15 protein-coding genes and 1 pseudogene are annotated in these 23,327 nt (G+C 68.2%); 3 read left to right on the top strand and 13 right to left on the bottom strand.

Annotated features, from left to right (window positions below):
• Nucleotides 1-158: 158 nt before the first annotated feature.
• Nucleotides 159-2,492, bottom strand: coding sequence for a LuxR C-terminal-related transcriptional regulator (locus tag ACWIGU_RS28045; RefSeq protein WP_454404463.1), 2,334 nt, complete (start codon nt 2,490-2,492; stop codon nt 159-161).
• A gap of 271 nt (nt 2,493-2,763) precedes the next feature.
• Complete coding sequence (locus tag ACWIGU_RS28040) at nt 2,764-3,825, bottom strand: aminotransferase class I/II-fold pyridoxal phosphate-dependent enzyme (protein WP_454404462.1); 1,062 nt, start codon at nt 3,823-3,825, stop codon at nt 2,764-2,766.
• A gap of 286 nt (nt 3,826-4,111) precedes the next feature.
• Here ACWIGU_RS28040 and ACWIGU_RS28035 point away from each other — a divergent pair, with 286 nt between their 5' ends.
• Together ACWIGU_RS28035 and ACWIGU_RS28030 are read left to right on the top strand one after the other, a co-directional pair.
• The gene (locus ACWIGU_RS28035; RefSeq protein ID WP_454404461.1) at nt 4,112-4,774 is read left to right on the top strand and encodes an HD domain-containing protein; all 663 of its coding nucleotides are present in this window, start codon (nt 4,112-4,114) and stop codon (nt 4,772-4,774) included.
• A 721-nt stretch (nt 4,775-5,495) separates the two neighbouring features.
• Nucleotides 5,496-7,394, top strand: a complete 1,899-nt coding sequence (locus tag ACWIGU_RS28030; protein WP_454404460.1) for a hypothetical protein — start codon at nt 5,496-5,498, stop codon at nt 7,392-7,394.
• 62 nt (nt 7,395-7,456) lie between these two features.
• Here ACWIGU_RS28030 and ACWIGU_RS28025 read toward each other — a convergent pair whose 3' ends face one another.
• From ACWIGU_RS28025 to ACWIGU_RS28005, 5 genes are all read right to left on the bottom strand, one after another.
• On the bottom strand, nt 7,457-8,377 hold the full coding sequence (locus ACWIGU_RS28025) for an SMI1/KNR4 family protein (protein WP_454404459.1): 921 nt from the start codon (nt 8,375-8,377) through the stop codon (nt 7,457-7,459).
• Nucleotides 8,378-8,800: 423 nt separating this feature from the next.
• Nucleotides 8,801-9,364 carry a DUF4231 domain-containing protein gene (locus ACWIGU_RS28020; protein ID WP_454404458.1) on the bottom strand — a complete coding sequence of 188 codons (564 nt, stop codon included), beginning with the start codon at nt 9,362-9,364 and terminating at the stop codon, nt 8,801-8,803.
• A gap of 21 nt (nt 9,365-9,385) precedes the next feature.
• Complete coding sequence (locus ACWIGU_RS28015; protein ID WP_454404457.1) at nt 9,386-10,138, bottom strand: glycerophosphodiester phosphodiesterase family protein; 753 nt, start codon at nt 10,136-10,138, stop codon at nt 9,386-9,388.
• A gap of 105 nt (nt 10,139-10,243) precedes the next feature.
• Nucleotides 10,244-11,698, bottom strand: coding sequence for an IS607 family element RNA-guided endonuclease TnpB (gene tnpB, locus ACWIGU_RS28010; protein ID WP_454404456.1), 1,455 nt, complete (start codon nt 11,696-11,698; stop codon nt 10,244-10,246).
• Complete coding sequence (locus ACWIGU_RS28005) at nt 11,695-12,270, bottom strand: IS607 family transposase (protein ID WP_454404455.1); 576 nt, start codon at nt 12,268-12,270, stop codon at nt 11,695-11,697. Before ACWIGU_RS28005 ends, tnpB begins: the two co-directional genes overlap by 4 nt.
• Nucleotides 12,271-12,825: 555 nt before the next feature.
• Between ACWIGU_RS28005 and ACWIGU_RS28000 the strand changes: the two genes are divergently transcribed.
• Nucleotides 12,826-13,782, top strand: coding sequence for a redoxin family protein (locus tag ACWIGU_RS28000; RefSeq protein WP_454404454.1), 957 nt, complete (start codon nt 12,826-12,828; stop codon nt 13,780-13,782).
• A 258-nt stretch (nt 13,783-14,040) separates the two neighbouring features.
• Here the strand turns inward: ACWIGU_RS28000 and ACWIGU_RS27995 are convergent, their stop codons facing one another.
• From ACWIGU_RS27995 to ACWIGU_RS27970, 6 genes and pseudogenes are all read right to left on the bottom strand, one after another.
• Nucleotides 14,041-15,732: a SpoIIE family protein phosphatase gene (locus ACWIGU_RS27995; RefSeq protein WP_454404453.1), complete on the bottom strand. Its 1,692-nt coding sequence runs from the start codon at nt 15,730-15,732 to the stop codon at nt 14,041-14,043.
• A 1,115-nt stretch (nt 15,733-16,847) separates the two neighbouring features.
• Nucleotides 16,848-17,525, bottom strand: coding sequence for a hypothetical protein (locus ACWIGU_RS27990; protein WP_454404452.1), 678 nt, complete (start codon nt 17,523-17,525; stop codon nt 16,848-16,850).
• Nucleotides 17,526-17,935: 410 nt separating this feature from the next.
• Nucleotides 17,936-18,733 (bottom strand): annotated as a pseudogene (locus ACWIGU_RS27985) (IS5 family transposase).
• A 43-nt stretch (nt 18,734-18,776) separates the two neighbouring features.
• Complete coding sequence (locus ACWIGU_RS27980) at nt 18,777-19,031, bottom strand: DUF6332 family protein (protein ID WP_454404451.1); 255 nt, start codon at nt 19,029-19,031, stop codon at nt 18,777-18,779.
• 146 nt (nt 19,032-19,177) lie between these two features.
• Nucleotides 19,178-19,942 (bottom strand): hypothetical protein, encoded by a 765-nt coding sequence (locus tag ACWIGU_RS27975; RefSeq protein WP_454404450.1) that lies wholly within the window; start codon nt 19,940-19,942, stop codon nt 19,178-19,180.
• Between the two features lie 756 nt (nt 19,943-20,698).
• Complete coding sequence (locus tag ACWIGU_RS27970) at nt 20,699-22,705, bottom strand: TerD family protein (RefSeq protein WP_454404585.1); 2,007 nt, start codon at nt 22,703-22,705, stop codon at nt 20,699-20,701.
• Nucleotides 22,706-23,327 lie beyond the last annotated feature (622 nt).

Here is a 23,327-nt window from a genome sequence, read left to right as displayed (position 1 = left end):
TGATGTATCCGTGGTGATGGAGAGGCCACGTCCCCGACCGCCCCGTGTCCGGACCGTCCCAACCTGGACCATCCGGCCCTTCCTGTGGTGTCAGGAGATCTCCCGACCCGCCGTCCGCAGGCCGGCCACGAGCAACCGCCCGTGCCGAACGGCCCCGCTCAGGAGCCCGCGGCCACACCGAGCCGGTCCGAACGCCCCACCATGGCGGCCACCTCGGCCCGCGACTGAACCTGCAGCTTCTGGAATATCCGGCCCAGATACGTCTCCACGGTCTTGTGACTCAGCTCCAGGACGCGGGCTATCTGCTGGTTGGTACGACCCCCGCTCACCAGGAGCGCCACCTCCCTCTCGCGCCGGCTCAGCCCTTCCAGGGCCACCGCCGCCGCGTCCGCCGGCTGCCGCCGGCCCGGCAGCACGGCGACGGCCGCCCCCGACGCCGTCTGTCTGCGCAGCCGCAGCGCCCGCTCCCGCAGGTGCTCGCTCTCCGTCGCCGCGGTGAAGGCCTCGGCACACGCGGCGTGCCGGGCGGCTCCCGCCTCGTCACCGGTGTGCAGCTGGAGCGCGCTGAGCGCCATCGCGAACAGGGGGACGTGATCGGTGAGCCGGCAGGTCTCGGCGATCCGCAGTCCCCTCTCGTAGTGACCGCACGCGGCCGAGGGCCGCCCCAGCGCCGCCTCGGCGGTCGCCAGCCAGTACAGGCCCTCGAGCTGCTCGGCGACCTCTCCGTCCGGCGCCGCATCCAGCAACTGGCGTGCCGTCAGTGCCCGTTGCTCGGCCCGTTCCTGCTCACCGCCCCGGCAGGCCGCGACGGCCAGCTGCGCCAGCAGCCTGCCGCGCACCGCCCCCGTCGCGCCCTGAGGCATCCCCGGCTCGCCCCCGCCGGGCTGTCGCGGCACCGGGCGGCGGGCGTGCAGCGCCAGCTCGATCAACGCGTGCCGCACCACGTCCCGCAGCCCTTCCTCCCCTTCCTCCCCCGGCTCCAACTCGGCCAGCAGGGACTCCAGTTCGTCCTGCGCGCGGTCGGTGTGCCCCAGGAGCCGGTGCGCATGCGCCCGCCACCGCACCCGCTCCACCCGCAGTCCTGCCTCGACCCCGCCCTGCCCGAACGGCCCCAGCGTGGCGAGCGACTCGGTGAGCCGGCCCGCCAGGGCCAGCGCCTTGCCGAACAGCAGCCGGTCGCGCGGCTCCAGGTCGCCGCCCGCCCGCGACGCCAGCGCCGCCCTGATCCAGGAGACGGACTGGGCCGGGTCCTGCCACAGCAGCCGTGCCGCCGCGTCCCACAGCGTCCGCGCACCGCTCTCGTCCCGCAGCGCCGCGCCGCGCTCCAGATGCCTGGCCATGTGCGCCGACGGGTAGCCGGGCCGCGCGAGGATCCGCGCGGCCTGCGCGTGCGCGCCGAGCAGCCAGCCCCGGCCCGCCGACTGATAGGCGGCGACCCGCAGCAGCGGATGGGCGAACCGCAGCTGCCAGGGCAGCTCGTCCGGCCGCAGCAGCTCCTCATGGATCAGCTCGTCGAGAGCACGCCACAGCGCCGCGTCGTCGACGTGCGCGATCTCCTTGAGATCCTCGGCCGCGTACGGCTCGTGCAGCACCGCGGCGGCCCGCACCACCTGCCAGCCCTCGGCGCTCAGCGCACGGAAGTCACGCAGCACATCGGCGAGCAGATCCGCCGGCAACGGCGGAGTCCACGCACCCGTCAGCCCCGGCACCTGACGCAGCGTGGCGAAGGCCCGCAGCAGCCCCGGGCTGCCGCCGGACTCCACCAGCAGCGTCTCGCAGTGCACCCGGCTCAGATCGTCCGGCAGCAGCGCGATGGCCTCCTGCTCCGTCAGCGCCGCCGGCCGCACCCGCAGACACCCGCCCCGGGAGGCGCACCGCGCAAGGAGCCCGTTCAGCACACGATCGCCCGGACGCCCCCGATGGGCGAGGGCGATCACGACCGGCCCCGCGACCGGCTGCTCCAGCAGCTGCCCGAGCAGTTCCAGCGACGCGGCGTCCATCCAGTGCACGTCGTCCAGGGCCAGCAACAGCGGTCCGTCGGCGGCGAGCACCTCCAGCAGGGCGCGCAGGGCACGGCAGACCCGGTACGTGTCCAGGGACGTGGCCCACGGCGCGTCCGGGGCGAACGCCGGGAACAGCGCGGCGAGCTGTGCCGCGTGGTCCCGGCCGCGCCCGCCGAGCCGATCGGGATCCAGGTGCTCCACCAGATCGTCGAGAGCCTGAACGAACACTCCGAACGGCGCCCCGGACCGGGCCGGCGACGCCGCACCGGCCGCGACCGTCCAGCCCCGGCCCGCCAGGGCCGCGGACAGCCCGTCCAGCACGGTCGACTTGCCCGCCCACCGGTCGGCGACGACCTCCACGACCCGCGGCCCGCCGCCCGCTTCGAAGCCGTCCGGACAGAGCACGGGGACGATCTCCCCGGCGCTGCGCACCGAGAGCAGCGGGACACCGGTCGTGGGCGAGGTCGACGATCGCGAGCTGAATTCCATGAGGACCGCTTCCAGGGGCTGTGCACCGAGGAGAAGGGCGCCCGCCGGGAACGAGGACGCCGAACACGAGAAGAAGCCGGGGGACGTGCACCTGACTGACCCGGGACCCTAGCCGCGCCCCGCCTCCCGCAGCGGAGTCCTCAGGCGGCTCTCAAGGGACCCTGTGCCCGGAGTGCAGCGGCCTCGCCCCACCAGGCACGCCGAACGCCCCAAGGTCTCGGCCGATCCCCTCAACGGCCCGACTGCGCAAGCCTGTTGAACCTCGCGCCAGTCACCGCACGAACGCGTTCAGCGAAGTCTCCACACGGGCCAGCTCCCCGCGGCCCGGCGCCAGCACCCGCAGCCCCCGCACCCGCCCCGGCTCGTCGTCGACGAGCAGGCGCGTCGCGATCCCGTCGGCGAGCAGGTGCGCGTGAAGCCGCTCGGGGCGCTCGTCGTAGACGAACCGGTAGTGCACCGGAACGCCGGTGACCACCGCGTCCCCGAAGCACCGGACCAGCACGGCCTCCAAGCGGCGGGCGTCCTCCCGCGCCGCCTCCAGCGCCGAGGCGATCCAGGCGGTGTCCTGCAACGCCGCACACGCCACGTGCGCGTCGTACGCCGACAGCGGCCACTCGGGCAGCCGTCGCGCCACGCGCTCGCGCAGCGCGTCATCGGGTGTCCACAGCACCCCCGTACGCGTACCGGCGATCCCCAACGGCTTGCCGGGCGAGGCGAGCACGGCCAGATTGCGGTGAGGCAGCGTCATCGCCGACTGCCGCCGGTCGCCCATGTAGTCGACATACGCCTCGTCGACCACCAGCGTGCAGCGCGGATGCCGGGACAGCAGCTCCGCGAGAACGTCGCGCGGCACGGTCAGACCCAGCGGATTGTTGGGGTTCGAGAACACCACGTAGGCGTAGTGGCGCATCGCCGCGTCCAGACGCCGCGCCCGCGAGTCCACGCAGTCGCGCTCGTCCGGGGCCGGCGGCAGATGACGGGCCCACCGCCGAATGGTGCCCGTGTAGTCGGGAGTCAGGGCCGCCGACCGCCCGGCCGGAAGGAGCGACGCAAGAACCGACAGGGGCTCACTGATTCCCCGCGTCACCGCCAACTGCCGTGCGTCCACGCCCAGATACGCGGCATACGTCGTACGGAAACGGTCGTCGGCACCGTACGGATGGACCGTCAGGGACGACGGGTCGAAAGCAGCCGCGGCCGCCAGCGCCAGCGGCGAGGGGCCGGAACGGGTCACACACGTACTCAGATCCAGCACCTCCCCGTGCCCGGCCGGGAGATACCGCAGATCCCCGCCCGAGTGCGCGGACGCCTCGGCGAACGTGAGCGTGGTCAAGAGGTCCTCCACAGACGGATCCGGATGCACGGACTGCGGGCCGTCCCACCTGCTGGACCGGGGGTCCACTGGCGGCCGTGCCGCTGAGCCCGCGACGGGGCACCGGAGCGTTGCACGCACGGCTCGAATCCCACTCGAGAGCCGCCCGCGCGGGCCGTCCGTGACTAGATGACCGCGGAGCCCCAACTCCCCAACTCCCGTACGCTGCACGGCCATTCTGGAAATCCGGTGGAACCCGGCTCGAGCCCCGCCACCCCCACGCCACCGCTCGGCCATACTGCCCGCCATGACACTGGACGACCTGCTGCTCCCCGGCACCCCCGCCTGCACGGCCGCCACCGACGTGGCCCGCGCCTACTGCTCGCCCGCCCTCCTGAACCACTGCGTCCGGTCATACATCTGGGCGGCCGTCCACGGAGCCGAGCAGGACATCGCCTTCGACCCCGAACTCCTCTACGTAGGGGCCATGTTCCACGACATCGCCCTGGTGCCGGAGTTCGACAGCCACACGGTCTGCTTCGACGAGGCCAGCGCCCACGTGGCCCGCGTGTTCGCCGCCGGAGCGGGCTGGCCCGAGCCCCGCCGTGAGCGCCTCGCGGAGGTCGTCATCAGCCACATGCTCGACGAGGTCGACGTGACGAAGGACCCCGAGGGCTATCTCCTGGAACGCTCCACGAGCCTCGACATCTCCGGACGCCACATGGACGACTTCTCCGCCGCCTTCAAAGCCGAGGTCCTGGCCCGCCACCCCCGCGCCGGCATCGCGCAGGAGTTCCTCGCCTGCTTCCGCGACCAGGCGGACCGCAAGCCGGCCAGCTCACCCGCCACCGCCCTGCGCGACGGCATCGCCGAACGGATCCTCACCAACAGCCTCGACCGACCCGACGACAGCGGGTTCACCGCCGTGCGCGGGGTGCGGGCGAGTGTCATCGTGGCGAAGAAGCACTGAGAGCGAACCGGTCTACGACTCGGTGAGTACGGCCAGGGCGTCGGCGCAACGCCGCCCCCCCCCGCTCAGCGGACCTGAGTGAAGGGGATTGCGCCGGTTCGGCTGTCGATCCGGACCACGAGGTGGAGCACCTTCGGGGCTGTCTCCTTACTGGGGAAGTGTCTGCGCCTTCGAGTGGCCTGATGGAAGCGGAAGTTGAGGGGGCCGGGTAACGCCTGCCCCACAGCTCCTCGAACTCGGCGAACCAGGCTTCGGCGTCGTCGTCGGTCGCGGCCATGCAGACCTGGCGGAAGTTCCTCGGCGATCTGCGCCCGCCCAGTGCTTGGTGGAGACGGGTGCCAGGAGTTGCCGCGACGACAGCGGCCCTCGCGGGTGAAGTAGTGCGAGACGAGAAGACGCTCTACCAGGTCGAAGGCGCGGCCATCGCTTCAGCCGATGACCGACGGGATCCCGCCACAGTGACGCAAGAAGCCTCTGTCGTACGGAAGTTGAGTGTGGTGAGGTTGTTTCGAACACCCGTACCTTTCAAGGGGGATCATTGAGACGCGCGCGAATAACGACGGCGCTTCGCTGCATGGCAGTGGGCGCCGTCCTTGCTGTTCTGGCGGGATCGGGGACGGCTTCGGCTGCCGGCTCGTCCGGGGATGCGGATCCGATGGCGCCGCCACCGCAGGTCCACGGCCCTGAGAAGTCGGGCCTGGCAGCGGCAGGGTCACGGCCGGTGTCCGGCAAGTCCCCGTCAGCGGGGCCGCAGTTCAAGAAGTCCGGCAGCGCCTGGCGGGTCATCGCCCCGGAGGCCGTCCTGCGCAACACGGTCACCGACGCGGACGGCGACAAATCGACGCTGACGTTCGAGGTGTGGACGGCCAACGCGGACGGCACGCCCAAGGCCAAGGTCAAGCTGACTGACGCCAACCCTTACGGAGTGCTGGTCTCCCCGTACGTCGCGTCCGGGTCACTGGCCAAGGTCCAGATCGACTACGGGGTCCTGGATCCGAGGACGCTGTACACGTTCCACACCAACGCCTTCGACGGCAGCCTGTACGAAACGACCTGGTCGCCGTGGACGACGTTCCGCGTGGATCCGTACGCGACGTTTCCGGTGGCGCAGTCGTCCTCGACGATCGACCCGCTCAAGCAGACGACGGACGAGTTCACCCGGACCGATCCGGACGGATCCGCGACCGCTTCGGCCCCGACGGCGGCCGCATCACCCTCGCTGTCGGACTTCGACAAGAAGGACTGCTCCAAGCCGGACAAGCAGGACCGGCGGGTGTGCTTCACTCTGAGCAAGCCCGGCAAGGACGGTAAGGCCAAACGGCCCAAGCCCGGCAAGACGAAGAAGACCACGCAGACCTTCGCCGCCGGGACTGCTGCTGATGGCACTCCGGGCGGCAACGACGCGGTGGACCTGGTCGACTGGTGCACCCCTGCCGGGGACGGCCTGGATTACATGACCCGCACCGAAGCCTGCCTGAAAGACCTGGGCGAAGGCGAGCTGTGGTTCTTCGACTCCGACCCGGAGAAGCCGGCCATCGGGCGCGGCACGTTCAAGTTCGAGCAGCGGATGAAGACTTACCGCAACAAGTCGGAGAGCGGCAGCGACTTCGCGGAGTTCGACCAGCAGATCGTGATCATTCCCACCTACATCGATCCCGCCCTGGAAGGCGTCACGATGAAGTGGAACGTCGGCTCGTCGTGCACGTCGTGCGACGTGGCGCCGATCCAGTGGGTCGATGACGGGGCCAACCCGACCGTGGGCGCGCACTGGGACTACGACCCGCTGGGCGGCTACTACGGCCGGTGGGGCACCGTCGTCACCCGGTGGACCGGGACCGGCAAGGAGCAGATCGATCTGGACTGGTCGATCACCGCGTCCGTCGATGCCAGCAACTCGCTCGACGCCACGGCCGACTTCGGCAGCAGCGGCATCAGCCAGGTCCGTGAACTGGCCCCCCGCTGCGACGACATCACCCGTGGCGCGGTCACCCCTGGCTGCGTGCTGCCGTTCTTCAAGCCGACGTTCACGGTCGACACCAACCTGTACCCGGCGGCCGGTGCCTACTACTGGCTGATGCAGGAGACCATGCCCGACCATGCCGGATCGGTGCGGTGGGACAGTCTGCTGCACTACCTGGGCCCGGACACCACCGTGAAGAACCCGAATACCGGGGCGCCCTGGTCATCGGGTGACAGCCGGGGCGTCGTGTGCCCCACCAGCTGGACCAAGCATCCCGCCGATGACGTCGTGGGCAACACCGACTGTGACGAGTACGCGCCCGCGTCCACGCACGAAAGCGGCGGATTCCCGGGCGGTGTCAACCAGGTCAGTGGCGGAGACAAGTGCGCGCAGCTGTTCACGGACTGGGCGTTCAACGGTGTGGGCAATGGGTCGGATGACTTCGGTCTGTTCGCCGATACGCGTACCGCGACCAATGGGCCGGCCGGCACCGAGCGCTGTGGGCGCGCCGCGATCGACTCGTCCCAGAACCAGGGCGCGTTCAGCAAACTCCAGCCTTCGGTGTGGCGGCTGCTGGACGATGACGGATTCTTCGTCGACAACCCCGGCTTCAATCACTGCTCCGGGGTGGCGACGACCTGCGCCTGGCGCCAGGTCTGAGTAGCACCTGAACACGACAAGGGGGGCGGACACACATCTGTCCGCCCCCCTTGTTGTTTACGTCAGCCGGTCCACGGCCGCCACAGGTCCGCTTCGTCCAGCGCGACCGGCGGTCCCCACACCAGCCGCTCCCCGATCAGGCCGGGCCGGTAGCCGGTGGCCAGCTGCGGGTTCTCCAAGGTGTCGGCGATGTCCTCAAGAAACATCGTCAGCGACACGTCCTCGACCGTGCGCACCCCCATGTCATCCCAGCGTCCGACCTCTCCGGTCTCCGCGTCGATGAACCTGCCGTAGCTGGTGTCGGTCACCGACCATGAGCAGAACGGGATCCATGTCGGTTTCCAGATCGGGGACTCGGCACCGCCGTTCTGCTGCTGCCACTGCGACTGCCACCGGTAGACCCTGCCCGCGGACTCCAGCGGCATCAGCGCCCACCCGCCATCAGGCAGGAAGCACGCCGCCGTGGTGTCCTGGCCGCCGGCACACAGCAGCCACAGGGCGCGCAGCGCCGCCGGGGCGCGGACGCCCATGTCGTGTTCCAGGGCTGTGATGTCGCGCTCGGTTGCCGCGGGCAGGAGCGCCGCGTAGGACGCCGGCGCGTTCTGCTCAAGCCAGGTGGTGATGCGCTGCCAGGCTTCGGTCACCTGCCGTGCGGCGAGCCGCTCCAGCTCCGGGTCGGGGGCGGGGGCAGAGGCGGAGACGGTGTCCGCCGCGGGCGCCAGGCCGGTCGCGGTGACGTCCTGGATCTGGAGCTGTCCCTCGTCCAGGACGGGCGGGCCGTAGGCGTAGTGCACGGTCAGAGGCGGGCAGCCGTCGAAGGCTTCGCCGTCGATCGTCACGGTGAACAGGGCCGGGTCGCCCGTGGGCTCGCCCAGTTGGGGGTCGTCTTGCAGCTGCCTGCCAAGAACCTTGACCGCGTACAGGGCGCCGTGGCCCAGCTGAATGCAGCGGTCGCGTATGTGCGCCGGTATCACGGTCGTCATGGGGCCGTGCCTCCTTGGGGTCGTGGGGTGCTGTCCCTTCGGCAAGCCTTCGCTGTTGCGAGGTGCTGACCTGCTCCCACCCGTCCAACTCAGCCCTCCCCGAGGTTGCCCTGGTCGTCGGGGTCAGCTAACACCATTGCGGCTCTGGAGGCTGTCGGGCGCCGGCACACCAGCCTGACCGGCGCGAGAGACTCACCGCTCGAACAGTGCACACGCTCGCGCGGGAAGTGATGACCCTCGACCCTCAACCAGCACATGGGGGCACTGGGCTGCTCGCTTGGTGGTACCTGCTGCGGTGACTCCGCTGCAGCACAGTCCAGATCACCGATGTCGCGAAGGCGGTGCTCGCCGGGACCACACCTCAACGTGAGGTTGGAGAAAGCTCATTCGTCGGGAACCGGCCCGCCCCCGACCATGCCGCATTCATGACGAGCTGCGGGCATCCGGCAGCGCACCGGGGCTTCGCCCGTCCGGCGCGACGGGTTGAGGCGTCTGCAGCTCGTTGAAGAACGACTCGGCTTCCTCGCGGCGGATACGCATGATCATGTCGATGAGCGCTTGCGTATCAGCGCTGCCCTCCACGGGATCAGGGGAACCCGACACGCCTGCCGCACGGCGGCGCGCGAGTTTCCACTTCAAGTACGCGTCGCTGATGGCGATTTCTGTGCCGCGCAGCAGAACCCACGACTGATCGAAGCGGTAGAAGGAACGTAATGCTGTGACCGCCGAGACGATCACACCGGTCAGGGACAGGACCAGTTCCTTGTGGGGGAAATGAGAGGTGGCGAGCACCGGGAGCATCGCGCCGGTCACGATCACGACGATGCCGCTGGTCCGATAGCCTCGCCGGTGCCAGCGAGCGCGTGCGTCGTAGAAGTGCCGCAGCCTTTGGACATAGGACTCAACTGCGTCGTCCAACTCGCCATCGGGAACGTCGAGGAACTCTTCCAGGGCCGGAACCCGGAACCGTCGCCATGGTGTCCCCATGGTGCCTCCCCTGCTTCGTCCCTATTTCGTACGCACCTGATGGACTGTCGGCAGATACTCGTCGAAGAAGAAATTGTCTGCCACACGCGCCGCGCGCGCCTCCGTTTTCGCGGACGTCACGGTCCAGGCGAGGATCGGCATGCCGCGCCGCCGCCAGAACGTGGTGCAGCGAGACGGCAGCATCTCGAGTTCGTAAGAGACGAAGTCCGGGGAGGTGAGGAAGTTGGTGACCATCGCCCGGCCGATCAGTGCAGCTGCCCGGCCCGCGGAGCGCAGGGCCCCGGATGTCTGGCCGACGGGACTGTCACCGATCAGCCGGCGCAGCCGGTACACGGCAACCGGATCGAAGGACTGCAGTGCGACATGACCTCGGTAGCCACGGATTCCCGCAGCTACTGCCTGCTCCAGACGCGGACTCAACTCCGTGCTCCAGCGCCGTACATCGATCACGACAGGGACATGCCCGTCTGTGACCTCGAGGGCCTGCTCGAGGGTGGGCACCGGCTCACCGGAGTCACCGAGGCGCAGTCGGCCCAGATCTGTGCGACAGGCCTGGCGGACGTGCAGTGCAGTGCCCGTCGTCCGCTCCAGCGTGGCATCGTGCACGACAGCAAGGGTGTTGTCATGGGTCAACTGGACATCGAGCTCAATCGGAATGTCCCGTTCGACCGCGCGGCGGAAAGCGGCCAGAGAGTTCTCAGGGACGCCGAGTGCGGGGTCGAAGAGGCCACGGTGCGCGATCGGTTTGGACAGAAGCCAGTCGAAGTCCCGCATGGGAACCCCCTCCGGTACGTACCACCGTCTTGAGCAGGTATCCGTTGCCGAGACCGTAGTCAGGTCTCAACATTCCGGGCATTTCGGCCCGGAAGGTCCGTCACATCACCAAAGCGTAAGGGCTTCGGCTTGAGTACGGTCTCTCGTTTCCGTCTGCCGCTGATGCGGCAGGGTTGCGCCACCTGCCCGCCCCGCCGTGGCCTTGTGGCTGCGGCGGGTGGCGCGGGTCTTCTGGTCGGCTCCACGAGGCTTCGACACCTGTGCGGTGTCCCGGTCTCCGGCCACTCCGGTATCGGTCGTGCGGGCCGCCGTGAGGGCGGCGAGGTTGCGGGCCGCGTTGTCGTCCCGGTCGATGACCAGGCCGCAGGCGTCGCAGTGGTAGGTCCGGACGTGCAGCGGCAGCTTGGCTTTCACCGCGCCGCAGCCGGAACAGGTCTTGGAGGACGGGTACCAGCGGTCGGCTGTGATGGTGCGGGTGCCATGCCGCTGGCTGGTCTTGTAGGTGAGCTGGCGTCGGATCTCGCCGAACCCGGCGTCGGCGATCTTGCGGGCCAGACGCCGGTTGCGGAGCATGCCGGCGACGTTGAGGTCTTCGACCACGACCGTGCCGTACTCGGCCGCGAGTGCGGTGGTGAGCTTGTGCAGGGCGTCGGCGCGGAGGTTCGTCACGCGGTGGTGCACCTTGTTGCGGGCGGTGTTGGCTTTCTCCCACCGCTTCGACGGCTTGCGCCCGGTCCTGCGGTCCGGTCCCTGGCGGCGGGAGACGGCGCGGGACGCGCGGCGCAGTTGCTTCAGCGCCTGGTCGTAGTGCCCGGGGTTGGCCACGGCGCGGATTTCGCCGGTTGAGTCGGCCATCACCGCGAGGGTCTTCACGCCGAGGTCCACACCCACGGCGGCTTCGGGACGGGCGACACGTACGAGGTCCCGCCTGACCTCGACTTGGAAGGAAGCGAACCAGCGGCCGCGTTCGCGCCGGACGGTCGCGGACAGGATGCGGGCAGTCCCGGCCTGCACGCGGGCCAGGAGCTTGCCGGTGGGCTCGTGGGTGCGGATCGTGCCCAGCCTGGGCAGCGTCACGTGCCGGCCGTCGGCGTCGACGCGGATCGTGCCGGTGGTGAACCGGCAGGCCGGACGCGCCTTCCGCTTCTGCTTGAACCGCGGCGCACCCATCTTCCGGCCGCGACGCTTGCCCTGCTTGGACTTGGCGTAGTTGTCGAACGCGGCAGCAGCGTTCGCCAGGCCGGTGTTGTACGCCTCCTTGGAGTTGTCCTCCCACCAGTCGGCGAACCTCGCATCGGCGTGCTTGGCGGCGTTGAACGCCTTCCTGAGAGAGGGCAGCGACCACGGCCGCCACTGCGTCAGCTCCGCCTCGGCGACGCCGTACGACGTCTCTGCGGCGCGCTGCCACCACGACGCGGTCACCCACGCCACGGCCCAGTTGTACGCCGCGCGCGCGGCGCCGCAGTGCGAGCGGAGCGCATGCTCCTGGGCAGCGTTCGGGTCAAGTGCGAACCGGTACGCCTGCACCACGAACCCGGGCTGCGGCCTGAACTTCTTCATTCGGCGGCCTCGCCGGTCGCCACGGCCACCGCACGGGCCGCACGGTTCTTCGCAGCCCGGCGCCCGTACAGGCGCGCGCACATCGAGGTCAGTACCTCGGTGATGTCCCGCACCAGATCATCGGTGGTCTCGGTGGGGTCGAGGACGACCAGTCGCCGCCCGGACGCCGACAGGGCGGCTTCGAGGTGCTCGGCACCGAACCGGGCCAGCCGGTCGCGGTGTTCGACCACGATCACAGCGGCGTTCGGGTCCGACAGGAGGCGGTGCAGCTTGCGACGCCGCCCGTTCAGCCCCGAGCCGACTTCGGCGACGACTTCGGCGACGGCCAGGCCCAGCCCGTTCGCGCCGGCCACGACCCGGGCCGTCTGCCGCTCAAGATCTGTCTTCTGGTCGGCGGACGACACACGGCAGTACGCCACCACTCGCTCGGACGGCTGGACATTGGGCTCGTCGACCAGCCACGTCCCTGACGGCGCCTGGCGGACAGGGACGGGCATCTTCCCGTCCTTCACCCACCGCCAAGCGGTCTGGTAGCTCACGCCCTGCTGACGCGCCCACTCCGAAAGCTTCACGCGATCAACATACACGACTACAGATGACTATGAATGACTAGAAAATCTGTAGCAGTTGTCACCCCCCTCGGGAAGCCCGGGGAACCCCTCGCTCGCAGCACAGCGCGCACATCGTCCGCTGACACCTGACGAGACCGCATGACACCTGAAAAGACCGCGCCGCAGCCGCGACCTCGTCACCCCGACGTGTCGATGAGTGTGGTGCGGTCGGCACTGCGAGCGCCTACCGGGCTGTCGAGTTCTCCGACCCTCCGACCTCCGACATACGAGATCGTGGACATCGCAGCCCTGGTGGAAGAAGTCGCCCACTTCCTTTACGTGGAACCCGCGAGAGGGGCCACATGGCTCGCGCGCCGCCGCCAACGCGCCGCCGCTGCGGGCACAGCCGGGCCACACGGTCCTTCCGCAACCGTAAGAACCCGTCCTTGAACCTGAGTCTGGGGAGGCCGTTGGACCAGCCATCGCAGGATCGTCAACGGGATCTTGTACTGGAACCGCACGGGGATTTGACCTTACCCCCAGGGGCAAGGTTTAGCGTTCTTCGAGGTGAGAGGCATGCAGATCAGTGAGCTGGCCCGCCGGGCGGGCGTGACGACGAAAGCGGTGCGCTACTACGAATCGCTGGGCTTGCTCACGCCCGGGCGGCTGGCCAACGGCTACCGGGACTACGACGAGCACGACGTACGACTCACGCAAGAGATCCGGGCGCTCGGCAGTCTCGGGATTCCCGTTGAGCGCACCCGCCCGTTCCTGGAGTGCCTCACGGCCGGCCATCGACACGCCGACGACTGTCCGGCCTCGCTGGCCGGCTACCGGGACGCGATCGACGAGCTCACCCAGCGCATCGCGGGACTCACCACCCGTCGGGCGGTACTGATCGCGCACCTGCAACAGGCCGCCGACCGCGGCAGCCGCCTCTCACCTGCCAACGAAGGAGAGGGTCTGATGACTGATTACACGAGCGTGCCCGCCGACCTGCCCGTCCCCGAGGACGACGGCGCAGCTGCTCATCTGCCCGGCACGAAGGTGCCGCACCTGGTACTCCAGGGCACCGGCGGCACGGCCGTCCGCCTCGACGCGCTCGGTAATGGCCGCACGGTGATCTACATCTACCCGCTCACCGGACGGCCGGGCGTCGACCTGCCCGACGGCTGGGACTCGATTCCCGGGGCGCGTGGCTGCACCCCCGAGGCATGCGGCTTCCGCGATCACTACCAGGATCTTCTCGCCGCCGGTGCGGACGGCGTGTTCGGCCTCTCCAGCCAGGAGACCGACTACCAGCGTGAGGTCGTTGAGCGGCTCCACCTGCCGTTCCAGATGCTCTCCGACCCTGCACGGAGCCTGGCACAGGAACTCAGCCTGCCCACGTTCGTGACCAGCGGGCTGACGCTCTACAAGCGGCTGACTCTGATCATTCGCGACGGCGTGGTCGAGCAGGTCTTCTATCCGATCTTCCCCCCGAACGAGCACGCCGACCAGGTCCTGACCTGGCTCAGGGACAACCCCCTGTAGAAGTCCGAGTCCAGAGCCTGCTGCCGCCGGGCGCAAGCACTGCCGAGGGCTCGGCGGCCGCCTCCGGAAACAGATCCTGAGCTGCGAAAACCCAGGTCCCCAAGATGCCCGACAAGACCCAGGGCAAGAAGAAGCAACGCGGCACCAGTAGGCCCCCGATGTGCGATCTTCGCGAGGCGGGGGCTTTGATGAGCTGGGTAGGGGTCGTTGACAGGCTGCCGCGGAACTTGCCGGTGCCGTCTCACAGCTTCGAGAGCTTCAATAAGACGAGTCCGGCCCGTGTCGGACGGCCAGCAGGGCCACGTCGTCGTCGTTGTCCGGCGGGCGCGCCCGCGCCAACAGCTCGTCGGTGAAGGATTCCAGGGGGCGGTGGGCCAAGGACGCGGCGTGGCGGCGCAGATGGTTCAGGCCCTCGTCCAGGGTCTGGCTCGGGGACTCGATCAGGCCGTCGGTGTAGAGGAGCAGGGTGGCCCCGGGTGGCAGTTCCGCTGTCGCGTCGAGGCGTATCTGGTCGGGTGTGACGCCCAGCAGGATCCCGTGGCCGTCGGTCAAATAGCGGGCCATGCCCTCATGGGTGACCAGCAGCGGCGGTGGATGGCCCGCGTTGGTCCAGAACAGCTCGCACTGGCCGGCGTCGTTCTCACTCATGCGGGCAAAGACCAGCGTGGCCATGGAGACCTCCGCGATGTCCAGGGTCGCCCGGTCGAGCCATTCCACGACCTTGCTCGGTGGCTTCTGCTGGGACACGGCGTACGCGCGGAGCATGTTGCGCAGCTGGGCCATGCCGGCCGCGGCGTCCAGGTCGTGGCCGACGACGTCGCCGATGGCGAGGGCGGTGGCGCCGTCCGGCAGGGTGAACGCGTCGTACCAGTCGCCGCCGACCTCTGAGGCGTCCGGCGCGGGCAGGTAGCGCGCGGTCATGCGGCGGCCGGGCGTCCGCGGGAGCTTCGGCAGCAGATGGCGCTGCATGGTTTCGGCGACCTTGCGCTGGCGCTGGTAGAGGCGGGCGTTCTCCAGGCCGAAGCTGGCGCGTCGGGCGATGTCCTCCAGCAGGGCGGCGTCGGTCGCGGTGAACCGATCGGGCTGGTCGGCGCGGCCGAGAGTGAGGGCGCCCAGTACGTCGTGCAGGCTGCGGAGGGGGACCACGATCGCCGAGTGCATGCCGGTCGCCTCGAACAGGCGCCGCTGCTCCACCGCAATGCCGGAGTCGGGCGGTCCCTGGTAGGTCTCGGGGCCGGCGAAGGAGGACGTGACGCCGCGCAGGGCGCGGGACAGGGGCATCGGGGACTCCTGCGGCACGGGCGGCATGGGCCCTTGGAGGTCCTCCCGGAACATCACGGTTCCGCCTTCCGCGTGGGCGACGGCGAAGCGCGACACTTCGTCCCGCTCGCTGATCAGGTCGATGACGGCCCAGTCGGCGATGCGGGGCACCACGAGGTTGATCAGGCGGCGCAGCGCCTCGTGGATGTCCAGGGTGGAGGTGAGCAGGGTGGTCGTCTCGGCGAGCAGAGCGAGCCGTTCGAGTTCGGAGAGCCGTCCGCCGGCCGGTGGCCGCTGGGCGGGACGCCCGGAGCGGCCGGCGGAGTGAAAGAGGAAGAGCGTCGCTGACGGACGGATACCGATGTCGCAGGGTGCGGCCAGCCATGCCACCGGCAACAGCGTGCCGTCCCCGCGCTCGAGCCACTGGTCCTCACCCTGCTCCGTGCGCCCGTCGAGGATGCTCTCCCGCATCCGGCACTGGGCTCTCGGCACTGGTTCCCCGCAGCTGGTGCGGTGCAGTAGATCGTGGGCGTCCTGGCCGACCAGATCCGACGCGGGGCGGGCCAGGAGTTCCTCGCCACGCGCGTTGACGGCGACGATGAAGCCCAGCTCGTCTGTCAGGTAAGCACCCGTGCCGAGGGTGTCGAGGGCCCTGGCAACCGTTTCCTGCGGACCATTCGGGCCCATCATTGCTGCCTCCCGTCACTGGAGGAATCGCCTGGGCCGTCTCTGCGATCCGGGTTCCCCCTGGGAACACAGCTGACCCTCGCAAGGCGCATCACAGGCGCACCAGATCGGGCGGGGACCAGCGGGGAATCACGATGAAAGCAGCCGCGCCCGACACGACCACCGTAGCGCCGTTCGCCCTGGTCAGCGCGCGAGCCCACGGCAAATGATCGCAGTTTCCCAAGCGACGGCGGACATCGTGGTGCCCGCTGCTCATTGCGATATTATCTACGATATCCCGATTAACCGTCACCAGGCCTGACTCTGCCTTCAGTCGAATGCGTGTCGAAGGGCGGTCGACGAGACGCCGAACACGAGAAGAGAAGCAGGTCGGCAAGGGTGTGACTCAAGATCCACCAGGCGCCCTTTAAGCCCGTGGCTGGTCTGCGCGTGCCGCAGTCGTGCCACATAGGGCGGTCAACCACGGTCAACGACGGCTTGCCGCAGTCGAGATGCGCCGATGAGCTGGGCTGGTGCTACAGCCGGGGTGACCTGGGCACCCTCGTTACCGGCCACGACCGCCCTTACAAGGCAGATGCCAGCGGTCTGCGAACCGGTGGCGCGGTGGAACTCTCTCTACTTCATCAAGGCCGGCTGCGCTCCGCTCCGCCGGGCGGGCTTCCCTGCTCCGCTCGGGGCGCCGCTCCTGCCTTCGGCCCGCTCCGCCCCGGCTGCGCCGACGCCCGCCCCATATGGATAGGCCCGGTGGCATGAGTCGAGCACCCGACATTCCCGGCCCGTGGTCAAAGACGATGCCTCCGGCGGGGGATCGGCCGGTCCCGGGATGGAGGGAGCGCCGTTGCCGACTGCGGGTCCGTAGTGGCGTGCGAGGAATGCTTCCATCCCGTCCACCATCGACCCAGGCAGAGCCGAGCAGACGCGTCCCCTGGCGTCCAGTCGTTCGTACAGTGGCGCGCTCCACCTGGACGCCAGGAACCACGCCCGCTCCACAAACGTGTGGGTCGACGGCGGACGGGATGGGAGCTGGGGAGGGTGGTGGGTACATGAACGTGGGCAGCACACGGACCGATCAGTTCCCGCCCGACACTGCCCCCGCGGGCTCTGTAAGGATCTCGTCCTCAGCCGGCGCGGCTCATGTCCAGCACATCGGCCTTGTCCGGGGGGGCCTGCACGTCCAACGGCTTGTTGAAGGCGCTGAACGACGTGGTGTTGTCGAATTGGTCGTCTTTGGCGACGACCTTGAGGATGTACGGCTTGCCCTCAGTGGCGACGTAGAAGGTGAAGGAGGTGCCCTCGTTCTCTTTGTCGGTCACCTTCAACCTGATTGCCGGGGTGCGATTGACCTTGGTCGGTTGGCCCTTGGTGACCTCGCCGAACGAGACGAACTTATAGCCGCAATCGGACAGCCCGTCACCTGGCGTCGACTTGCTGGCGGGGACCTTGATCCAACGATCCTGTTCGTCCGTGCCGCCCATGTCCCCGCCCCACTCTTCAAGGTACGTCCGGTTCGGGCGGACGTAGTCCGACCCGTCGATCCGCAGCTGTTCGAGGCTGGCCCCCGTGGCCCAGGTCGTCTTGAACGCGCACACGTCCTTGAGGTCAGTCGTCAGGCGACTGGATCGATCATCGCCCTTGGTCACCTTGGTGACCGTATCGATGGTCACTGACTTCAGCGCGCGCATCGTGTCGTTCGCATCGTCGAGCAGCTGATCGGCAGAGATTTCCTCCGCTGCGCTGTCGCCCGCGCAGCCAGCCATGGCACCACCCATGGCCAGGCACGCCAGAGCCGCCGTCACGGCGGTCGGTATCGTTCGCACAAGGACCCCCCAGGTCTGAACTGGATCATGCTAAGGGAGTCGGACCGCCCCACGGCCGCCGGGCCTGGCTGCGGTACAGCACGGGAGTACCGCAACCCCAGCAACCGACGTGGACCGTGACCGTCTCCGGACGCCACTTATGTGGCCCGGTCGCCCTGTGGCAACCGTTCTCTGTAGAGCTACGGATCAGAAGGTCACATCACCCTGAACTGCGCTAGTGTCCTGCGCCAGTAATTCGTCGGTAGATCCGTCCAGCCCTCTGGCGGCCAGGGGGCTGGACGCCGACCGCGCATGTTGGACCTTCGAGCCCCAGCCGGAACTACCTAGGAACTTCCGGCGCGGGACACTAAGGACCCTCAGTGATCACCCGAGGGGCCTCAGAAGCCATCTCATTTGGTGAGTCTGCGGTAGCAGATGAGAGTGCAGGCGATGCTGGTGAAGGCCAGGAAGTGTTCGGCTTTGCGTTCATAGCGGCGGTGCAAGCGGCGGCATCCGGCGAGCCAGGCCATGGTGCGTTCGATTCCAGCGGTGCCGTCCCAGCCGCTGGGAAGACTCGATGCCTTTGCGGGCGATGCGGTGCCGGATGCCGCGCTGGCGTAACCATCGGCGCAGATGGTCGTAGTCGTAGCCTTTGTCGGCGTGGAGTTTGGCCGGCCGCCGTCGACGCGGACCGCGCCGGGAGCGGATGGGCGGGACGCCTCGCACGAGCGGTTCGAGGGCCTGGCTGTCGTGCAGGTTGGCACCGGATATCCCTACGGACAGGGGCAGTCCGGTCCGCTCGGTGATCAAGTGGATCTTTGACCCGTACTTGCCCCGATCCACCGGATTCGGACCTGTCAGGTCCCCCTTTTCAGGGCTCGCATGTTCACCGAGTCGATCGCGCAGCGAGACCAGTCCAGTTCACCCCGGGAGCCGAGTTCGTCGAGGACCAGCCGATGGAGCTTCGCCCACACCCGGGATTTCGACCACTCGGTGAATCGCCGATGAGCGGTGGGTCCCGACGGTCCGAACGAGGCGGCCGACAGCTGCTGCCATGTGCAGCCCGAGGTGGCCACGAACACGATCGCAGCCAGGACCTCCCTGTCACCGTGCCGGCGTCGGCCGCCTCCCTGAGGTCGACTCGGCGCCGCCGGCACCACGCGCTGGAACAACTCCCACAGCTCATCCGGCACCAGCCGCTCAACGATCCCCACGCCGGCAGGCTACCGACATCAAGGAGAAGGCCCGCAGTCAGCGGCCCATTCGGCGCTGCTCGTCGAACCGACGCAGCACCCGTACCAGACGCCACATTCGGGCCGTCGCTGCGAGCAGTGCGCCCCCCACCAACACGCTCTTCTTCGCTGAACCAGAGAAGCCAAGGACTAGTGCGAGAGTCAGAGCGACGGTGAAGACCGCCGCAGCCAGCGCGACGGCAGTCACCAGGGCGAAAACGATCTCCACCGTCATTGCGTCCTTTTCCCACCGCGACTCACGCCCCATGCCCATGCTGCAAGTTTCACATCACGGTCAAGCCACGGCGCCTGGGCCGGACATCCTGACCCTCACGTACGGAGGCGCACTTACCAATTGAGATGACTTCTGAAGGTTGTCCTGTAGCTGTGCCGAGTAGATCGCGAGGCAGTCCAGGGAACTCACTTCACTACGACGTTGTCGCCGGCCGAAGTCGACGGCCCGGTAGTGGTGTTGCCGTAGTACGCCCAGCGCCAGGTACCGGTCTGGGATGCCTTCACGGTCGTCCTGAGATCACCCGAGCCGTTCGCGTATGCCTTCTTCACCGTGGTGTAGGAGGTGGCGCCGGTGGGCTTGAACTGCAGGGTCACCAGGCGGCCTTCATAGGAGACGTACTTCCTGGTCTCCCAGTTGGCCCGCGTGACCTTGCCGGTAACGGTGATGGTCTTGCCCTTGGCAACCGGCTCGGGCGAGGCGTTCACGGTCAGGCGGGAGTTGCGCTTGACGTAGGCCGTGAGGCCCTCGTCATCGGTGTCACCGCCGCCGCCCTGGAAGGAGACCTCGGCCGCGACCTTCCACGCTCCGGCCTCGCTGTTGCGCATCTCCCACTCGCTCGGGTCGAAGTACATCGTCTCGTTGAAGTCACAGACGCCCGAGCTCACCTTGATGCAGTCGCTCGTCTCGATCGCGTGCCACAGCCGCTCACTCGTCTTGCCGCGGTACAGGAACACCGCCGGCCACTTCCACTGGTGTGTGGTCGCCATCCGGAAGGATGCGGGCACCGCGACCTCGTTCGACACCCCAATCACGATCGACTTGCCGCCGTTCACCTGGACACGGGTGAACGAGACCCCGCCCTCGGCCGCCCCGGCCGGTCCCGCGGCCATGGCCGTGAACACCACCGCCGCGCCACCGGCCACGACAGCTCTCCAGACCTTCTTCCCCACCTGATCCCCGATCTCCGTACGGAAGAGCGCCGGAGGCTCATCCTCCGGCGCCCTTCAGACAGTTGGGATCCGCACGGGGTTGTACACCCTTGGATCACGATCGGGCATCAGGCGATCTTCGCCTCGCACGAGGCGGTCGACACCGGTCGAAGATCATTTACGGGACAACCTTTAGGTCCTCACACAGACAGTAGTAGCGGTCAGTGTCTAACTGCGTGACAACCGCGACGCACAACCACGAACAACCGTGGACGTCAGCGGACCATCAGCGCCGGTTACAGGCGCAGCAACCCAAGGGCAGCGAGCATCCCCAGTTGCTTCGGCACGAAGCAGCCGCGTCGCTAAGGTGCATTGTGTGAGCGACGGCGTTCCGGCCTGCCCTGAGTGCGGCCAGCCCATGCGGTCTGGTGGCCTCGTGCTCTCCGAGCGGGAGGCCGATGGCCGGCGGACCTGTCGGTCGCTGTGGAAGTGCGCCGACCGACGTCTGGTGGCGCTGGGCCGACCGACCGGACGGGCCATGGGAACTCTGCCCCGTGCCGCAACTGTTCCGCTGACATCCAACGCTGACATCAACGAGCCCGGACGGCGCCATACGGCAGGGCCCGGCAATGGCACCCGCGCGCAGGTTGGACCGCAGTCACGCAGGGGCGGGATCGAACTCCTAATGCGGATGTCGACCCCTGCCGACTCCCGCACAAGAGACCGAACCCAAGCCCTGGGAGTCGACACCCCCAGGGCCTACTTGGGCCACTCGTGTCATCCCGTCGTAGCTGCCGCCACAGGCCGCGGTGCGCGAGCCTGGCGGCTTTCTAGATGTGCGACGACGTTGGCGTAGAAGCGGTCCACGGCGTCGTCAACGCTGCGGATGAAGCCGGACTCGGCGTTGCCACGGGCGCTGCCCATGCCCTTAAGGAGGGATAGGCGAAAGCCAGTGATCTGGGAGCTGTCCTTCGGAAGGATGTCGGCCGGTTCGGGGCGCAGACGTTCCAGGGTGCCGCGCGGCCCTCCACCTTCGCCCCGGACGAGGGTCTCGATGTGAAGGTCAGCGGGTGCTTCGGCGAGCTGGCGGATGAGGCGCTTGGCCCAGGTGAGGGGGTATCCCTGCTCTGGCGCCGGTACCTCGATCGAGGTGCGCAGCTTGCCCGTACGCAGGTCCGCGGCAAGGGCGATGATGCCCGGCGTGCCATCGATGCGGATCTCGGCGTTCAGGCGGCCGTCATTGCAGAAACTGTCGGCGAGTGCGACACGGCGGGCCTGGGGATCAGTGCCGCGCTTGGCGCGCTGATGGACAGGAAGAACCTTCTGTCCCAGTTCCCCGCCCAGCCTCAAGCAGACTTGGCGCACGAGTCGTTCCCAGCTCTCGGCCACCTCTACGGCACGCTGATCGCCTTGGCAGAGCGTCTCTTCCTCGATGCCTTTGCGTACCGGAACCCATGCAGAACCCATGTTCTGGAAGCCGTGACAGCCGGAGTTGTCGTGCTGGAGATAATGCAACAACTCGTGAAGCAGCCACGCGTGGGCAGCGTTGCCGACGCCCTCGTGGCGGATCAGCATCTGTGCCTGGTGAGTGACCTCCGCCCAGGACAGGTGCCACAGCGTGACCTTGTGCTTGCGCCGTCCATCGATCTTGACGTCGACGAGCGGCCTGCCTTCGAGGGCCACGTCGTTGGACAGTGTGATCACGGCCTCGTAGCCGCGACGGGCGGCGATGTCCATGTAGTCCTGCACTTGCTCGGGCTTCAGCGGATTGCCGTTGGTTTTCGTCTCGACCAGGGCGGTCCACAACTTTCCCGCACGTTCGACGCGGACAACGCCGTCTGGGCGCTTGGGCGTGTCCCCGTGCGGTAGCGAGACCTCGGTGAAGGTCTGCATTCGGCCGGCAGGAGCCCCGAAGGCGGCAGTGAGCCTGCGTCCGAACTCCGGTACCTGGGCCATCACCGAGAGCAGTACCGATGTCGCCCGTGTCTCCCGCTCTCGGTCATTTTTCAGGGACGAAGCCGGGAAGAGCCGAGCCTGCCGCCACGCGTCAGTCTCGGCGAGCGACTTCTGGGCCGTCTGGGGGATAGTGACCTTCTTCTTGGCAGTACGGGGACGCCGTGGCCTCGCGGCAGCTTCCTCAGGCGCCGCCGCCTGTGCTGGTACGGTCACCGGACTTTCGGCCGGAGCCTCGACAACCACCGCGGACGTCTCCGTGCCCCCCAGGGGTTCCTCAGCCTCTTCCTCGGAGGCGTCGTCCACATCGATACCGAAGTCCGTAGCCAGACCTGCCAGCCCGGTCTCGTACCCCTGGCCGACGGCGCGGAATTTCCATTCCTCGCCCCGTCGGTACAGCTCACCGAAGATGAACGCACTCTCCACTCCGGCATCGGTGATGGAGAACCCGAGGAGAGCCTCACCCGTATTGTCGGCGATCGTTATCCGCAGATCGTCCAGATCACCGAACCGCGCATCGCGGTAACGGCTCGCTGCCACAACAACGCGCTCCACGCCCGATGGCATTGCAGTCAGGTCGAGGCTGATTCGATCCTCGCTCCCATCGGCGGTCGGTGTCTTGCCCAGGAGCTGCACACTGCCATCAGCTGCGGCCGGGTTGTTGTAGAACAAGAAGTCCGCGTCGTTGCGCACCTTGCCGTTGGCGTCCAACAGCAGCACGGAAACATCTGCGTCTCCGTCCCCCGTCGCACTACACCAGGCGAGGCTCAGGACCACGGAGCCTGCGTCCTCACTCAGAGAAGCGAGCCCGGTGTTGGCTCCCTTGACCATTTCCAGCATGTCGCCCCCCAGCGCACCGGCCGGTGCTGAGCCCTCCCCAGGGCAGCCCGGTCCGTCATGAAATCTGTACAGCACATCCCGCTGTACGAAGTGAACCTTAGCTCCCGGGTTGCGATGCTCGTCTAGGAAAACAGAACCCGCTCGCTCGCGAGAAGTCTTGCGCGGGGCCAGCTCACAGACAGATGGCGCAAGTGGTCATCACTTGGCCCGTCGAATGCATGTCGAAGCTCGCGAGCGCAGAGATCGTCAACGTCGAGATGCCCAGGTCAGAAGGCCGCCCAGCCACCCAGTCTCTTCTAAGCTTGACTCTGAAGCTTCTATGGATCGTCAAGCTGTAGGAGACAGGCCGGGTGTGCCGCTGATTGGGGATCTTGAAGCAGTCGAGGTCAACTGCCCAGTGTGCGCCAGGACTTCGACCGGGGAATGCCGTGTTGGTCCAGGAAGGTCTGGAAGGCGGTGGGCGGTCTCGGCGAAGGGGTTTCCTCAGTCGGTGGCAGGCTGCTGAGTCGTTCGATGTTCACGGCGATGGCCGTGATTACGTGTTGTAGGTGGGTTTACTCGTCCGGACCCCCAACCCTGTCCGGAGGGTTGCTGTACCGCAGCGAAGTACAGC

This window comes from Streptomyces sp. NPDC055400, from assembly GCF_053644375.1.
This window is presented reverse-complemented; position numbering and strand designations above follow the sequence as displayed.

Bases quoted from the DNA above. Each gene is read 5' to 3' on its own strand.
- ACWIGU_RS28045 (WP_454404463.1), bottom strand. From the start codon at position 2,492: ATGGAATTCAGCTCGCGATCGTCGACCTCGCCCACGACCGGTGTCCCG.
- ACWIGU_RS28035 (WP_454404461.1), top strand. From the start codon at position 4,112: ATGACACTGGACGACCTGCTGCTCCCCGGCACCCCCGCCTGCACGGCC.
- ACWIGU_RS28025 (WP_454404459.1), bottom strand. From the start codon at position 8,377: ATGACGACCGTGATACCGGCGCACATACGCGACCGCTGCATTCAGCTG.
- ACWIGU_RS28020 (WP_454404458.1), bottom strand. From the start codon at position 9,364: ATGGGGACACCATGGCGACGGTTCCGGGTTCCGGCCCTGGAAGAGTTC.
- ACWIGU_RS28015 (WP_454404457.1), bottom strand. From the start codon at position 10,138: ATGCGGGACTTCGACTGGCTTCTGTCCAAACCGATCGCGCACCGTGGC.
- tnpB (WP_454404456.1), bottom strand. From the start codon at position 11,698: ATGAAGAAGTTCAGGCCGCAGCCCGGGTTCGTGGTGCAGGCGTACCGG.
- ACWIGU_RS28000 (WP_454404454.1), top strand. From the start codon at position 12,826: ATGCAGATCAGTGAGCTGGCCCGCCGGGCGGGCGTGACGACGAAAGCG.
- ACWIGU_RS27995 (WP_454404453.1), bottom strand. From the start codon at position 15,732: ATGATGGGCCCGAATGGTCCGCAGGAAACGGTTGCCAGGGCCCTCGAC.
- ACWIGU_RS27980 (WP_454404451.1), bottom strand. From the start codon at position 19,031: ATGGGCATGGGGCGTGAGTCGCGGTGGGAAAAGGACGCAATGACGGTG.
- ACWIGU_RS27970 (WP_454404585.1), bottom strand. From the start codon at position 22,705: ATGGTCAAGGGAGCCAACACCGGGCTCGCTTCTCTGAGTGAGGACGCA.